This window comes from Enterococcus sp. JM9B (genome assembly GCF_009933265.1).
Classification (GTDB): domain Bacteria; phylum Bacillota; class Bacilli; order Lactobacillales; family Enterococcaceae; genus Enterococcus_C; species Enterococcus_C songbeiensis.
In genome coordinates this window covers 1-15,838 of record NZ_MAEK01000024.1, presented here as the reverse complement: position 1 = coordinate 15,838, position 15,838 = coordinate 1, and the positions used below count along the sequence as shown (strand labels likewise).

Sequence of the window (15,838 nt, the reverse complement as noted above, 5' to 3'; positions counted from 1 at the left end):
TCATTTTATCACTACTATTTGTTCAGTTATTTACTATTATAACGAAAAATAAATAAAAATACAGCAGAAATTTATGTATTTTATCAAAAAATCCCGCTCGTCACTGATGACAAGCGGGTCAAAGAAGGAATTAATCCTCGGATGGAGCAGACTGCTGTGAAAAAAGATCCGCTGAGACATGTTTTTCAAGTTCTTTCAGCAGATTGTCTCGCGTTTTTTTTCTCATCAAAAAATGATGAGTTTTATTCTTATAGGTCAGTTCTATTCCGTTTGGCAGTGAACAAATTTTCTGAATACCTTGGTAATAAAATCTGTCTCGCTTCCAAAAACGGGAATAATAAACTAACAGATAGGTCTCTTTAACAAAGAACCAGCGCAAAAAACCGATAATCGCCATAAAAAAGAAAAATAGCAACACCAGATTGCTTTTCCAATAAGGACGTGTATTTTCTAGCGAAAGTGTTAAACTATAAAAAAGAATCATCAGTGTAACTGACCAATAAATAATTGAAATGGATAATTCTGGTTGCCAATGGTATTTTTTTGCTTTCATTTACAATTCCTTTCAATCAACTTACACTATTTATTCTAACACAAAACAAGAAAAGGTGGTCAAATGATCAAAGCGTATATCGATGCCGCAACAAAAGGTGATCCTGGATTGAGCGGCGGCGGAATCTTATTGGTGGGTACAGAATTGCATCAGCAACATGCCCTACCATTACCAATTTTAACCAATCATCAGGCAGAATTCACGATTTTTCTGGAATTGTTGCAGTTGCTGCTTGAAAAGCAATGGCAGGATCAAACGATTATGGTCTACTCCGACAGTAAGGTTCTTGTTCAGACTGTAGATAAAAATTATACCGGAAATCCTGCTTTTCAGCCGATTTTTGAACAGATTCAACAACAATTGCCGAAATTTTCTTTGCTGATTTTACAATGGATTCCGGAAAATCAAAACAAAGGTGCCGACCGTCTTGCCCGACAAGGATTGCAAAAGGCTGTAAAATTACAAAATCGGCGACAATAATCGGGAAAAATTTTGTTTAAATCGCAGCCACCAGGATTGATTTTCAATGATTTCATCTGTCAAAAGGGTACAGTTCATCCGATCTTTTTCAAAGATTTCCTGCATTTGCTTGGTTATTTCTTCGTCATACACAAAGGCGCTGACTTCAAAATTAAGCGAATAGCTGCGAATATCTTGATTGGTGGAACCAAAAGAAGAAATCAAATCATCCATGAGAATCGTTTTTGCATGTAAAAAGCCATTATTGTAGGAATAAATTTTTACCCCTCGCTTGTGGAGATAGTTGGCATAGTGCTGTGTTGCTCGGAAGATAAAGGCATGGTCTGGCATATCAGGAATCATAATACGAACATCTACTCCTGAACGAACCGCCACTAAAAGCGCGTTGATCATCGTATCATCGGGAATCAGATAAGGTGTTTGAATCCAAATTTTTTCTTCTGCTGCAAGGATCATTTTTACAAAGCCGCTTTTTAGAATTTCCTCTTCCGTTTCCGGGCCATCCGACACGATTTGCATGCTGACATTGCCTTCTGTTTCCGGCAATACGAAATAACGATCTTCATATTCTAATTGATCGTCATCCTCTTGAACCGAGGCATTCCAGTCCTTAATAAAAATTTCCTGTAAGCTAAAACTGGCTGTTCCCACGATTCTGCCATGGGTATCCCGCCAGTAACCGAATTTTTCACTGCGACTTAAATATTGGTCACCAACATTAAAGCCCCCTGTCCAAGCAATCCTACCATCAATTACCACAATTTTTCGATGCAGGTGATAATTTAAGCGGGTCTTTCGAATTAAATCCCGTGAGGTAATAAAAGGTGTCACTTTTCCTCCGGCGGCTACTAAAGGATCAAAGAATTTTGGACTGGAACCTTTTGCTCCCCACGGATCAAAGATTACCCGAACTTCTACCCCTTCTTTCGCTTTTTCCACCAATAGATTTAAAAAGTCATTTCCAATCTGGTCATCAAAAAAAGCATAATATTCAACATGCACATTGTCTTTCGCCTGCTTAATATCCGCAAATAATGCTGCAAATTTTTCTTTCCCATCGGTGTAAAACGACAAATCATTTCCCTTCGCCAGAGGGGACTCCTCCACGTTGCGTAAATACCGTTCCAATAATTCAGAACCCGAAGTTTTAACGGTACGATGGTATTTTTTATTGTTTTGATGAATCAATTGATTGATTTCCTTGATTCGGCTCCGATGTTCTTGATTAAATCGATACACCGTTTCTCCGTCAATTCCTCGTCCGCAAAATAAATAGACCAAAAAGCCGATGACTGGAAAAAAGACCAACGTCAGCAACCATGCTAAGACACTGGTAATCGATCTCGGTTTGCGAAAAACTGTAACGATAGCCCCTAACGTATTGACAAGCAACAGCCCGGCAATCACCCAATTAATGATGGACATATCCATTTCAATAGTCATTTTTTTCTCCTACTTTTCATTTATAAAAGATAATTGTGATCAAACGTGATATCTAATTTGAATTTCCCAATGGAATGATTGATTGTTTTCTCCAACGTTTCACGAATCTCGTCATCAGAAAGACTGATTTTTTGAGGAACAACAACATCAAAGGACAGTGTACCGGCTTCAATGCGAAAATCATGGACCCGCAAATCAGGATCAATGCGAAACAGCAATTCTTTTAAGATCAGTAAATTACTTTGGTATTCTTCATCATGAATCGCCACTGGATCTAAATGACACACCAATGCTACATGTAAATGCGTCCAAAAGTCTTTTTCAATTGCGTCGATAATATCATGGGCATGGTTTAAACTCCAAGTTTCATCTACTTCGATATGGACAGAGGCAAAGCGTTTCTCAGGACCGTAGCTGTGAACCAACAGATCATGATAGCCTAAAATCGTCTGATAATTATCCAATCGCCGCTCCATTTCTTTGATTTCATTATCTGTGGGACGATTGCCCATTAGTTCATTGACAAATTCCCTAACCATCGACAACCCGCTGTACAAAATATACAGCGCAATCAACAGACCCACATATCCATCTACACGCCAACCAGTCAGCCCTTCAACCCCCGCCGAAACTAAAACCGCTACCGTGGTAATTACATCATTTAAACTGTCTTGAGAAGTCGCCTTCAAGGTTGTCGATTGAATTTTGTCACTGATTTTAAGGTACATTCGACTTTGCCAAAACTTGATTAAGATCGAAATCAGCAACACCAAAAAAAGCCATGGAGAGAGATTAAGATGGACCGGTTGGATGATTTTTTTGATCGCACTTGTTAAAAATTGAAATCCAACAACTGTAATGATGATCGAGATCACAAAGCCGCTGATATATTCAAACCGTTCATGACCATAGGGATGTTCACTGTCCGCTGGTTTAGCAGCCACTTGAAAACCGAATAAAGTTACAACAGAGGAAGCTGCATCGGACAAATTGTTGATGGCATCTGCCATAATTGAAACACTACGAGCAGAAAGCCCGATAAAAAATTTCATCAAAAATAAAAGCAGATTTGAAGCCAAGCCAAGACTGCCGGATAAAACACCATAATTTTTCCGTAACTTCTTGTCAGATGATTTTTTTTCAATGAGGTGTAAGAGTAAATTTAACATAGCTGTTCCTTCTAACTGATTTAAAGACTTCTTCTTATTGTACACTTTTGGCTGGTGAACCGACAAGTCGCAGCTCTAAAAATTATATAAAGATCCGTTTTATTGACAAAAATTAGGACAGCAATCCTAACAGTCGCTGTCTTCGAAAGACGTGTCGCTTCTGCTGAATTTACTGTCCCAAATAAATCAATTAATTTGCCAGCCAGTGTTGAACTTCAGCTAATGCCTCCGCAATACCCTCTGGATTTTTCCCGCCAGCTTGGGCCATATCCGGACGACCGCCGCCGCCACCGCCAACTTTTGGTGCAATGGCTTTGATCAAGTCGCCAGCCTTCAATCCTTTTTGATTGGCACTTGCACTCATTGCCGCCAAAAGACTGACTTTTCCTTCATTGGCTGTTGCTAAAACAAGTACCTCTGAAGTTGCCTTTTGTTTCCATTGATCTGCTAATTGCCGCAATTGGTTCATGTCTTTGACCTTGACCTGTGCAGCAATATATGTGATACCATTGCTTTCTTTTACGTCTTGGAAAATATCTGCGGCTTGCTGATTGGCTAATTTGCTTGCCAGTGCTTCGTTTTCTTTTTGCAGTTCCCGCAATTGTTGTTGCAGTTGTTCTGTTTTCGAAACAACTTCTTTGATTTGCGGTGATTTCACAATAGCAGCGATTTCTTTTAGCTGTTGTTCTTCACTATGCAACAATTCAAAGGCTTCTTTGCTGGTCACAGCTTCGATCCGACGAACACCAGCACCGATTCCTGACTCAGAAACGATTTTGAAAATGCCGATATCTTCCGTGTTTGACACGTGAGTACCACCGCAAAGTTCAATAGACCAGTCCGCAACGTTAACTACCCGAACGTCATGACCGTATTTTTCACCAAAAAGAGCCATAGCGCCCATGCCTTTAGCTGTATCGATATCAGTTTCAATCGTTACAACTGGCAGTGCTTCCCAAATTTTTTGGTTGACAATTGCTTCCATTTCTTGCAATTCTTCGGTAGTAACTTGTCCAAAATGAGTAAAATCAAAACGTAAATGACCCGGTGCTACCAAGGAACCTGCTTGATTGGCGTGATTGCCCAATACTTCTTTTAACGCTTTGTGCAGTAAATGAGTCGCTGTATGATTTTTGATGATTCGATTGCGACGGGCAACATTGACTTGTAAGAAATAGCGTTGGCCTTCTGCAAGTGGGCTGTTAACGGTCACTTTGTGTAAAAATTGACCATTTGGTGCCTTTTGTACGTCATGTACCGTGGCAACTAAATTGCCGTTTTCATCCGCAATGATTCCTTCGTCTGCAACCTGTCCACCCATTTCAGCATAAAATGGTGTTTCCGCAAAAATAAGTTGTGCTTCACCGGAAGAGATTGAGTCAATCAGATTTTCTTCTTGAATAATCACCAGCAGTTCGCTTTCTGCTTCATGGTGTTCATAGCCGACAAAGCGACTGGTTACTTTGATATCTGTCAATAGTGCTGACTGAACCCCCATCGAATGTTCGGTGCTGCGGGCAGCTCTTGCTCGATCACGCTGCGCCTGCATTTCTTTTTCAAAACCGGCGTGATCGACTTTCAGTCCTTCATCTTCAGCAACTTCTTCCGTTAATTCAACTGGGAAGCCATAGGTATCGTAGAGTTTAAAAATATCGGCACCGTCTAAAGTATCTGCTTTTTGTTTTTTGACTTGTGAAATAAGCTGAGTCAAAATTTCCAGTCCTTCATTGATGGTTTCGTGGAAACGTTCTTCTTCATTACGAACAACTTTTTCAATAAAAGCTTGTTGAGCCACTACTTCTGGGTAGTAGCTTTCCATAATTTTTCCGACAACCGGCACTAATTTATACAAGAAAGCCTCATCGATACCCAGTTTTTTTCCATGCATAACCGCCCGACGTAACAAGCGGCGAAGAACATAACCACGCCCTTCGTTAGATGGCAACGCTCCATCACCGATGGCAAAAGATAAAGCTCGGATGTGGTCGGCGATCACTTTAAAGGAAATATCGGTTTGAGCCGTTTCACCGTACTTAAATTTTCCGCTTAAGCGTTCAGTTTCGTGAATAATTGGTAAAAACAGATCAGTTTCAAAATTCGTTGGTGCATTTTGAACGATGGAAACCATCCGTTCAAGTCCCATGCCCGTATCAATGTTTTTATGTGGCAGTGGTTCATAAGTATCGTCCGCTTTATGATTAAACTCAGAAAAGACCAAGTTCCAGATTTCTAAATAGCGTTCGTTTTCGCCACCAGGATAGTTTTCAGGATCATCTTCTGCGACATCGTTGTATTCTGGTCCACGATCGTAAAAGATTTCGGTATCGGGACCACTTGGACCAGCACCGATATCCCAGAAATTGTCTTCGATTTCAACAATATGCGCTAAAGGCAGGCCAACTTCTTCGTGCCAAATCCGTTTTGCTTCGGTATCTTTAGGATAAACCGTCACATAAAGTTTCTCCGGATCAAATGCCATCCATTTGTCATCTGTTAAAAATTCCCATGCCCAATGAATAGCTTCTTCTTTAAAATAATCACCAATTGAAAAATTCCCCAACATTTCAAACATCGTATGATGGCGAGCAGTTTTACCAACATTCTCAATATCATTGGTTCGAATGGATTTTTGTGCGTTAGTGATTCGAGGGTTTTCGGGAACGACAGAACCGTCAAAATATTTTTTTAAGGTTGCAACACCTGAGTTGATCCATAGCAAAGTAGGATCGTTGACAGGAACAAGCGAAGCACTTGGTTCAATCGTATGTCCCTTTGATTTAAAGAAATCCAAAAACAACTGCCGAACTTGTGCACTGGTTAATTCTTTCATTTTATTTCCTTCTTTCCTTTTCTAATTGAAGATATAAACAAAAAAAGACATCCTTGCAACCCAAGGACGTGAACACGCGGTACCACCTTGATTGCAATGATGTCGAATCATTACCTCTTCAGCTCGTTAACGCAGAGACGCGTTGATATTTCTATCAAGAAGCATAAGGGAGCAATAAAAGCGTTTCTTGTTCTTCTCTCAGCAATGAAGAACTTTCTGTAAAGAGTGACACTTGTTACCATGTCCTTATTCTTTTAAAAGTATAGGGCATCACCAAATGATTGTCAACGGCTTGCCAAAGATTCCTTTCCTATTTTTTAATCAGAATCGTTTTGCGATATAAAAATTCTGTCGGAGAAATCTCTTCTTCAACAGTGAGTTCACGGGAAGAACGGTAATACGTGGCAAAAGGCAACAAATCCAGTAAAGGAATACCGGAGTTTTCCCACTGTTCCATTTTTAATTTGTTCCCGTCGGTCACCTCGTACCGATTCAGATGAGGAGAAAAAACTAATCCAAACATATTTTCTCCCTTGATATGTTTTTTCACCTGATTGCCCCAATAAGAATCATCTGCATCCAGATCATTGCCCCAGCGAAATAGTCGGCGTGTGCCGCCACCTACCGCGTATTCCCACTGCTCTTCTGTCAATAAATCGAAGCCGTTACGGCGAACCCGCTTGCGTAATTGTTCTTGGGTACAACTGGTATGTTCAAATACATAGTAATCGTCACTATTTTCCCCAAGTTCAAGATAATAGTGATCTTTTTTTAAATCTGTTTTTGGCAAAGACCAGGTCAAACTTTCTTCAAATGACTGTGGTGGAATAAATGTGGCTCGTATCGCTTCTTCCATTTTTTCAAATCGATCCACCTCACCGGTAAATTCTCCCGTGATTGTATTTAGGTTTCCTAAATAGGTTGTTCCAGCCGGTAAAGGAAACTTTTGAACCAACATGGGAGGAATCACTGCTTTGCGAAGGTCAGAGGTTGAATGATTGACGAAGGCTTGCCAATCCTCACTGGTTTCCAGCTGATAACGTTTAATAAGCGCATTCATTTTCTCAGATTGCTTCTCTGGACGGGGGTGATTCCATGCGGGCGTTGGTAAGCCTTGGATGCCTAAATCCCAACCCAAGATTGCTTCTTGATTTCCCGGTACAAAAACAAAATGTTCATTATCAATTAAAATTTCAAAGGTACGGCACTTGATTCCCGCCAATTCAAAATCAACCAGTTTTACTTCGTTGATTTTTCGTAAAGGACTGACAAAATACATCAAGACTTGGCGAAACATCTGATTCTTCACTTCATCACTCAGGTTTTTCCAGTTGCTCCATTCTAACGATTCAAAAAAATCCATGACGACTCCTCTTTTCCAACTTACTATCTCTTGTTAGAATAAGTATAGCATGAAAAGGAGAAAAACAATGACCCAAATTCATTTCGGTAACACCCCTTGGCTACAAGCAACAGCCTTTTATTTACGCTATTCAGTATTTGTATTGGAGCAAAATATTTTACCAATAGATGAGTTCGATCAGTTGGATCAATCCGATCGAAATTATTTCATCGCAATGACAAAAGGAAAACCTTCCGGTACGATTCGCTATCAAAGAAAAGGAAAACAGCTGCAACCGGATCGTTTCTGTATTCTCAACGAGTTTCGTCACCAAGGAATTGGTACCCAACTGATTCGAGCTTGTGAAAACAGAGGAAAAAGTGAAGGGTGCAGCATTTCTCGCTTGTCTGCAGAAACAAGTGCAGAATCTTTTTATAAAAAATTGGGGTATCAGCGAGTGTCATCGCCTTTTTTTGAAGATGGTATCCTTTGTGTGACAATGGAAAAAAAGCTTTAAACAAAAAAACGGAGTTCGCTCAAGAAGGAAAGCCTAAAGAGAACCTTCCTTTTTAAGAGCAAACTCCGACTCAATTATTTACTGGAATCTTTTTTATTTTTGCGAATGGCGCGACCTTGCTGCCGGCGTTCGACTTTTCGTTTCTGTTTATTGCTTTTATCAACTGCCCATTGAATTTTTTTCTTGTAGCCGGGCTTGATTTTTTTCTTCTTCTTTTTCACCAAACCAATCAACGTTGGGTCCAACTCATCTCGAGATTTTTCCCGCTTTTGTCGCCGATTTCGATCATAACCGTCAACGATTTCATCATTCTTGATTTCTTTTGGTTTAAAAACGACTCCGGTTCCTTCAATATCGCTGATAGCTTTTTCATCAGCCGGGTCGTATAACGTAATAGCTGTTCCGGGCAGATTGTTTCGTCCTGTTCTTCCAACTCGATGGATGAAGAAATCCAAATCAGCCGGAATTTCTGCATTAATTACATGAGAAACACCTTCAATGTCGATTCCTCTTGCGGCTAAATCAGTCGCAACTACATATTGATATTCCAAATTTTGGACTTGCCGCATAACCCGTTTCCGTTCTCTTGGAGGAACATCTCCGTGAATTTTGGCTACCCGCAGTCCCTTTTCTTTTAAGTAATCGGTGATTTCATCTACTCGCTGTTTTGTATTTGCAAAAACAATCGCCATATATGGATGACCCACTGTCAATAATTGATAGATCAATCGATTTTTATTTTTTCCTTTAGTCGAAATCAACCAATTATCAATCGTTTCGGAAATGACTGCTTTGGGCTTGATTTCTTCAATTAATGGATTTTGCATGTATTTTTTCAAAAAAGGACGCAATTTTTCTGGAATTGTTGCGGAAAATACTAGCATTTGCAATTTTTCAGGCAAACGTCCGGCGATTTGATCTACCTCAGCTAAAAAGCCCATGTCTAATGTCATGTCTGCTTCATCGACAACAAATGCTTTTGCTGTATGAACAGAAAGCGCCTGTTCATTCATCATGTCTAAAATTCTTCCTGGTGTTCCAATCACTACTTGTGGTTGTTGGTGCTTCAAGCGATCTAATTGTCGCTGTTTATCTGTACCACCAACAAAATTTGTGACCCGAATTTCAGGATCAGAAAATTGTGCAATCTGTTTGGCTGCTTGATAAATCTGGCTGGCTAACTCACGACTTGGTGCCGTGATCACCACCTGAACTTCCTCCCGTGAATCAATCAAATCAAAAAGTGGAAGCAAAAAGGTATGGGTCTTTCCACTACCGGTTTGAGACTGTCCTACGACACTCCGTCCTTTTTGAATAACGGGAATCAATTTTTTCTGTACTTCGGTCGGCTCGCTAAAGCCTTTATCTGCTAATGCAGTCATAATAAATGGTTGGAAATTAAATTCTTCAAAACTCATCTGAGCACCTTCTTTCATTAGATATTCCTTGGGCATTATAGCACAATTTTTAGCGTTCACCTATTTTTCTTTAGTAGAAATCGTACTGATCGTATAGGTATGGCTGCTTCGTTCATAAAATAATTGACGTCGTTTTTTCAAAAATGACCATAGAATCGTAATCAGAAAGACAAGCTGTAAAGCGACACCGGTCAGCGTTATAAGAATAGAAATCACCATCAAAAAATGATTTTTGCTTTGAACAAAAGGAGCAAGTAAGGCAGTGAAACGACCGATTCCTCCGTAAAAGAAGTACAAAATGCCGTAACGTTTTACCAAGGAACTGAAACGGATTCGTTTGTCTCCCTCCACCACTTGGATACGAACAATTTTTTTCCCGATAGTTTGTCCATTGCAAAGATAAGCAAAGCAGACGAAATAAAGAAAGACTTCAGCAAAATACCAGCCTAAAGAATTGGTGAAATCGATGGAATAGTCCTTGGAAAACCAACGATACATAATCAGAATTATTAAAGAAAGAATCCGTAGAAATCCCCAATCCAGCGCAAATGCTACCAATCGACGGAACAAGGTTACTTCTTTGCCCTTTGCATACGCAAGCTGATCGATTTCTTTTCGACTTGGCAGCACAAAAGTCAGCAAAGGTTCAATGACAAAACCTATCAGTCCACCTAATGTATTGTGAAGCAGATCGTTCACATCTGCCAATCGATACGGCCGCGGATAAATAAAATATAATCCGGTATATTGCGTCACTTCAAAGAAGAGAGATAACAAGAAACTTAGTAGAATTGTTTTGATCAAAGAAAATTTGAAGTAATACCGCAAATAAACCCCAAAGGGCACCACCAGTAAAATATTAAATACTGGTTCTAAAAACACATTTTGCTTCATTGCCGGCAAGTAAGTAGAGGGATCACCGAGAGATAAAACGGTCTGCTGCAAAAAATGTTCAAAGCTTGCACCAAGATGCCACTCTACCGTAGGAGTGGTATACTGTGCCACCTCACTGATCGGCGGTAGTGGCAGAATAACCAGGAAAAAAGCACACAAGAGATAAAAAATAAACGAATATAAGATAATTGCGCGGGATAATACGAAAGTTCCATATTTACGGTATTCATGAATAAGAAAAAAAGCAGAAAGGAATAACGCTAAAAATGGAAAAATTACGATTGCCCATTTAATTGGTACGATATAGGCAGACATTGGTTCCCTCCTTTGATAAAATTAATAGGATTTTTTTGCTGATTTTTTCACTCCTCAAACGCCTCTATTTCCCAAAATCTTTCCTTTGAAGTATGATAGAAATAGGAGGTGGTTTGATGTTAAATGTATATTTTGCTTTAGGTGTCCCTGTTTTTTTACTCCTTCTCTATTTAGGTATCGCCCTTTTTCGCAGAAAAAAAAGGATTCCCTATTTAGGATTTGCTCTTTTTATTATTGCCGGATTTCTAACGGCTTTCAGCTTTCAAGTAATCCAATTTGCGTTCCATCAGTTACGAACGATTTCAAAACTAAATCTTGAAGCACAAATTGGTTATCCAATCGTTTTACTAGGATTTCCCCTTGTTCTTGGCATTATTTTAGTAGTTCTTAATATTTATCGCGGCTATCTTCGAGTAAAGGGTACACAACACAAGTAAGGGTCATCCTCTAAATGAATGGGTCGAAAAAAGGCTGGAACAAGCGCTGTTCCGGCCTTTTTGAACTACTCTGCTTCCGTTGTTTCTGAAACAAACTGCTCTTTTTCTTCCTCATCGAGTTTACTGATTAAATAATCAAAATCCGCAAGCGAAATTACCATGGCATCCACGTCATTGTTTTCATCAATCAATTCCAGTGCAGCATACTCATCACCGACATTTTGTAAAAGATCAATAAAATTCCGATCGCTAAAGCTTATATATTCCGTTCGTTTCATTTTATCACTTCCTAATCAACAAATTCATAATATTGTATCTCCAAAGTAGCAGAAGTTTCTGCCAATTTGGACAGTGTTGCTAAATCCAGCAGAACGAACCCTTCATCTACGACAAAATAAAAATTGTCTTCCATCGCTTCTTCAATGTAAGGCAAAATTTGATTTTCATCCCCTTGATGGGCTGACTTCATAGCAGCCGCTCGTGAGTATAGACGATCATCCGTCAGCAAAAAAAATTCTTTTTCATACTTATAGACCGCTGCTTTGTAAAAACGATCTGAGAGCTGACCTTCGATCACAAAAAAGCACTCTCCGACATGGGGCAAAACACTCAATAATTCTTTTGGCTTCAACGCCTGCTGATAAAACATCCTAAATCCTCTCCTATAGCTTGATTATAGGGGAAGTTTCAAGAAAAATAAAATAATTGAGGTTCTTCATTAAGAAATAATTAAACAAACAGCAAAGAGGAAAAAAATTCTCTTTTGTCTTCAATTAATCCGCCCATTCTTGATAAAATTCTGCCAAAAAATCTGTCATGAATTTCTTTCGTCGCATGGCTTCTTCTTTACCTAATCTTGTATTCATTGAATCAGCCAAAAGAAATAGTTTTTCATAGAAATGATTGATAACAGTCGATCCTTTGCGATAGGTCGCTTTATCTTGATAATTTTCCGGTTTAATCTCAGGATCATAAATAGGATGTCCGTGAGAACCGCCAAAATAGGCAGTGCGCATAATCCCCAGTGCCCCCAATGCATCCAACCGATCCGCATCTTGAACGATTTGTCCTTCTATCGATAAAACGGCTTTTCCTTTTTCCAACTCTCGAGAAAAAGATAAGTGGGTGATGATATACAAGATTTCAGTGACTTGTTCTTGCGTCAGCGTAAGAGAGTGCAGAAAAGCCTCAACCTCCTGCAACGCTTTTGCCGAATCAGCCACCACTTTATCATCGATGGTGTCATGTAAAAGTACAGCGCCTTGAATAATCAGCGGGTCACCAGACTGCTCCTCTGTGATTTTCCTAGCCAATCTTGCAACACGTTGGGCATGATCAAATCCATGTCCGGTATGATCCTGCCCTAAACGCATTTTTGCAAATTCTGTGATTTTTTCGATTTGTTTGTCCATGCTAACGCCCCTATGATTTCTATCGGCTATTTCTTAATCTTGTACCTTGTAGACAGAATAGTAGATTTTTTTAAGGTAATCAATCAGATATTGCGGATTCAAAGCTTCACCAGTTGCATCCAATATCAATTGATTTGGTTTACGAGAAGCCCCATATTGATGAATGTTTTGACACAACCAGTTTTTGATTGGTTGATAGTCCTCAGAAGCAAGCACCGCATCAACATCGAGGTCTTTTTTCATTGCATGGTGTAATTGCGCCGCATACATATAGCCTAACGCATAGGATGGGAAGTAACCAAAACTTGCCCCAGACCAATGTACATCTTGCAAAATACCTTCCAAATCATTTTCTGGTCGAATTCCCAAATATTCTTCGTATTTTTGATTCCACAGTTCTGGCAATTGATCAACAGTTGCATCACCATTAAAAATCAATTTTTCTAATTCATAACGAATAATGATATGCAGCGGATAAGTCAGACTATCTGCTTCGATTCGGATTAGGCTTGCTCTTGTCCGTTTCAATGAATCATAAAAAGCATCAAAGGACACATCATCAAAGGTTCCTTCCGCACATTCTTGGAAAAATGGGTATTGTTTTTTCCAAAATGCACGATTGCTGCCGACGATAATTTCATTAAACAAAGATTGTGATTCATGAATCCCCATTGAAGCCCCTTGGTGAACAGGTGTATATTCATACTTTTTATCAATATCTTGTTCATACATACCGTGACCCGCTTCATGAATTACACCAAAAATTCCCATTGAAAAATCGTGTTCATTCCACCGAGTAGTTAAACGGACATCATTATGATTGATGCCTGTGGCAAAGGGATGGATTGTATCATCCAAGCGTCCACGGGAAAAATCGTAACCGAGTTCTGTCACCACTTTTGTAATGAATTTTCGTTGTTGCTCTTTGGTCATCTTCCGTGAAAGAAAAGAAGTATCTGGTTCGGTTCCCTTTTCTGCCAATGTTTTACGAATAGCCATAATCCCATCACGCAGTTGAGCAAAGACTTGATCCAAGATTTCCACCGTCATTTTCGGTTCATACTGATTCAATAAAACATCGTAATTGGTCGCTTCGTCTTTTTTCCAGTAAGGAATCAATTCTTTTGTCAAACGGATATTTTCAGATAATTCTTCTCGAAAATCAGCAAAATCCTTTGTTTTACGGGCTTTTTGCCATGCAGCATGCGCTTTTGATGTGGCCGCTGAATGTTCCACCATTTTTTCTGATGGAACAGCTTGGTTCAAATCATAGTCTTCTTTTGCAACCATGTAGGCAGCTTTTCCAACTTCAGAAAGTTCTTCTTGATGATCAGAAAAATAAGTCAAGGCTTCTTTCATCTTAGGTCCGATCATTTTATCAAAATAAAGTCCATAAAGATAACTGTCCACCTCGCTGCGTTCTTCACTTGCCGCTTCCGGCATTCCTGTTTGAGAATCCCAATCCAAAATAGCGAAGGCCTGCATCAGTAAATTCATTTCTTTTAATTCTTGTAAAAATTCTTGTTCCTTCATTTCTTTCAGCTCCCTACTCTTTCATCCTGTATTTTTTTAGGCGGACGTTGCCCCCAATATTGGAAGAAATCCGTTCGCAAAGCCCCGTTATATAATTTACGTTTTTTGGTGGCTTTTTCCCCATAAAATTCCTCAAAGAGCAAATCACTTGTCAAAATGTACTTACTCCATGTTTTCAAAGGACGAAATACCTCGCCCATCTCGTGATACAATCGGCGGACACTTTCTTCTTCCCCTAAACGTTCTCCATAAGGGGGATTAGCAACGATCACACCGTATTCTTTCTCTGTTTTAAAATCCTTGACAGCTTGTTGCTTAAAAACAATCGAATCACCTAATCCAATTTCTTCCGCATTGGCTTGGGCAATTTCGATCATTTTGCCATTGATATCGGTACCCATGATATCCAATACATAATCGTAATCTGCTTGAGCTTCAGCATCTTCCCGAACTTTTGTAAAAATTTCTTTAGAAAACCAATCCCATGATTCGCAAGCAAAGGCGCGGTTAAATCCAGGAGCGATATTATGACCGATCAAAGCGGCTTCAATACAAAGTGTTCCTGATCCGCAAACTGGATCAACGAAAGGACGGTCTCTACGCCAATTCGTCAACATAACTAAAGCTGCTGCCATATTTTCTTTTAACGGTGCTCCACCTTTTTCTAACCGGTAACCACGTTTAAACAAGCTTGGTCCAGTGGTGTCTAGTGTCACTAACACGTGGTCTTTTAATAGCGCAACTTCCAATTGAAACAAAGCCCCAGTTTCTGCTAAGGGAACGGTCGCTGGACGATGATAAAATTCCCGTAGCCGGTTTACGATTGCTTTTTTTGTGATTGCCTGACAATCCGGTACACTGTAAAGCTTGGATTTGATGGATCTTCCTGCAACAGGAAAAGCGGCATCCAATGGGAGAAAATCTTCCCACGGCAATGCTTTGACACTTTCAAATAATTCATCGAAACTGAAGGCGTCAAATTCACCAACAACAATTTTAACCCGATCCGCTGTTCGCAACCATAAATTTGCTTTGGCAATTGTTTCCATTGTTCCCTTGAACCGCGCCCGACCATTTTCCACCTGACAATCGATTCCTAAATCACGTAATTCTTTCCCTACTAAGGCTTCTAAACCACTTGCAGCTGTCGCAAGCAAATGAAATTCCTGATTATTTTCCATGAGCACTCCTTGTTCGTTTTAATGTATTAAATTTTCCTATAGAAAATTTCGTTTTATTCTCACGCCGTATATCATTCCACTAGACTTCTTGGAATAAGTGGAACTGACATCCTTGTTCGTTTTAATGTATTAAATTTTCTTATAGAAAATTTCGTTTTATTCTCACACCGTATATCATTCCACTAGACTTCTTAGAATAAGTGGAACTGACATCCTTGTTCGTTTTAATGTATTAAATTTTCTTATAGAAAATTTAGTTTTATTCTCACTCCGTATATCATTCCACTAGTCTTCTTAGAATAAGTGTAACTTTT

15 protein-coding genes are annotated in these 15,838 nt (G+C 39.4%); 3 read left to right on the top strand and 12 right to left on the bottom strand.

Annotation, left to right across the window (positions count from 1 at the left end):
* Positions 1-130: 130 nt before the first annotated feature.
* Entirely contained in the window at positions 131-553 is a 423-nt protein-coding gene (locus tag BAU16_RS06635; RefSeq protein WP_137605185.1) for an EbsA family protein, read from the bottom strand.
* A 63-nt stretch (positions 554-616) separates the two neighbouring features.
* Here BAU16_RS06635 and BAU16_RS06630 point away from each other — a divergent pair, with 63 nt between their 5' ends.
* Positions 617-1,033: a ribonuclease HI family protein gene (locus BAU16_RS06630; RefSeq protein WP_048605223.1), complete on the top strand. Its 417-nt coding sequence runs from the start codon at positions 617-619 to the stop codon at positions 1,031-1,033.
* Here BAU16_RS06630 and cls read toward each other — a convergent pair.
* The 4 genes from cls to BAU16_RS06610 form a co-directional block, all read right to left on the bottom strand.
* Positions 1,013-2,476 (bottom strand): cardiolipin synthase, encoded by a 1,464-nt coding sequence (gene cls / locus BAU16_RS06625; RefSeq protein ID WP_048605222.1) that lies wholly within the window; start codon positions 2,474-2,476, stop codon positions 1,013-1,015. The two genes, BAU16_RS06630 and cls, sit on opposite strands and share 21 nt — an antisense overlap.
* Before the next feature lie 20 nt (positions 2,477-2,496).
* Positions 2,497-3,645, bottom strand: coding sequence for a cation diffusion facilitator family transporter (locus BAU16_RS06620; RefSeq protein WP_137605184.1), 1,149 nt, complete (start codon positions 3,643-3,645; stop codon positions 2,497-2,499).
* 190 nt (positions 3,646-3,835) lie between these two features.
* Complete coding sequence (gene alaS / locus BAU16_RS06615; RefSeq protein WP_048605220.1) at positions 3,836-6,475, bottom strand: alanine--tRNA ligase; 2,640 nt, start codon at positions 6,473-6,475, stop codon at positions 3,836-3,838.
* A gap of 310 nt (positions 6,476-6,785) precedes the next feature.
* The gene (locus BAU16_RS06610; RefSeq protein ID WP_048605219.1) at positions 6,786-7,838 is read right to left on the bottom strand and encodes a DUF7278 family profilin-like fold-containing protein; all 1,053 of its coding nucleotides are present in this window, start codon (positions 7,836-7,838) and stop codon (positions 6,786-6,788) included.
* Positions 7,839-7,905: 67 nt separating this feature from the next.
* On the opposite strand from BAU16_RS06610, the gene BAU16_RS06605 reads away from it, so the two are divergent.
* Positions 7,906-8,334, top strand: a complete 429-nt coding sequence (locus tag BAU16_RS06605) for a GNAT family N-acetyltransferase (RefSeq protein WP_161526759.1) — start codon at positions 7,906-7,908, stop codon at positions 8,332-8,334.
* A 74-nt stretch (positions 8,335-8,408) separates the two neighbouring features.
* Here the strand turns inward: BAU16_RS06605 and BAU16_RS06600 are convergent, their stop codons facing one another.
* Positions 8,409-9,752 (bottom strand): DEAD/DEAH box helicase, encoded by a 1,344-nt coding sequence (locus tag BAU16_RS06600; RefSeq protein WP_048605353.1) that lies wholly within the window; start codon positions 9,750-9,752, stop codon positions 8,409-8,411.
* Between the two features lie 60 nt (positions 9,753-9,812).
* Positions 9,813-10,961: a VanZ family protein gene (locus BAU16_RS06595; protein WP_161526758.1), complete on the bottom strand. Its 1,149-nt coding sequence runs from the start codon at positions 10,959-10,961 to the stop codon at positions 9,813-9,815.
* 116 nt (positions 10,962-11,077) lie between these two features.
* Here BAU16_RS06595 and BAU16_RS06590 point away from each other — a divergent pair, with 116 nt between their 5' ends.
* Entirely contained in the window at positions 11,078-11,398 is a 321-nt protein-coding gene (locus BAU16_RS06590; protein ID WP_137605181.1) for a hypothetical protein, read from the top strand.
* 65 nt (positions 11,399-11,463) lie between these two features.
* Here the strand turns inward: BAU16_RS06590 and BAU16_RS06585 are convergent, their stop codons facing one another.
* The 5 genes from BAU16_RS06585 to BAU16_RS06565 form a co-directional block, all read right to left on the bottom strand.
* Positions 11,464-11,676, bottom strand: a complete 213-nt coding sequence (locus tag BAU16_RS06585; RefSeq protein ID WP_048605215.1) for a hypothetical protein — start codon at positions 11,674-11,676, stop codon at positions 11,464-11,466.
* A gap of 11 nt (positions 11,677-11,687) precedes the next feature.
* On the bottom strand, positions 11,688-12,047 hold the full coding sequence (locus tag BAU16_RS06580) for a hypothetical protein (RefSeq protein WP_048605214.1): 360 nt from the start codon (positions 12,045-12,047) through the stop codon (positions 11,688-11,690).
* 124 nt (positions 12,048-12,171) lie between these two features.
* A complete protein-coding gene (locus tag BAU16_RS06575) occupies positions 12,172-12,810 on the bottom strand; it encodes an HD domain-containing protein (protein WP_202621255.1) in 639 nt (212 codons plus the stop codon).
* 33 nt (positions 12,811-12,843) lie between these two features.
* Complete coding sequence (locus BAU16_RS06570) at positions 12,844-14,343, bottom strand: carboxypeptidase M32 (RefSeq protein ID WP_137605178.1); 1,500 nt, start codon at positions 14,341-14,343, stop codon at positions 12,844-12,846.
* A gap of 5 nt (positions 14,344-14,348) precedes the next feature.
* Positions 14,349-15,524: a THUMP domain-containing class I SAM-dependent RNA methyltransferase gene (locus BAU16_RS06565; RefSeq protein ID WP_048605211.1), complete on the bottom strand. Its 1,176-nt coding sequence runs from the start codon at positions 15,522-15,524 to the stop codon at positions 14,349-14,351.
* Positions 15,525-15,838 lie beyond the last annotated feature (314 nt).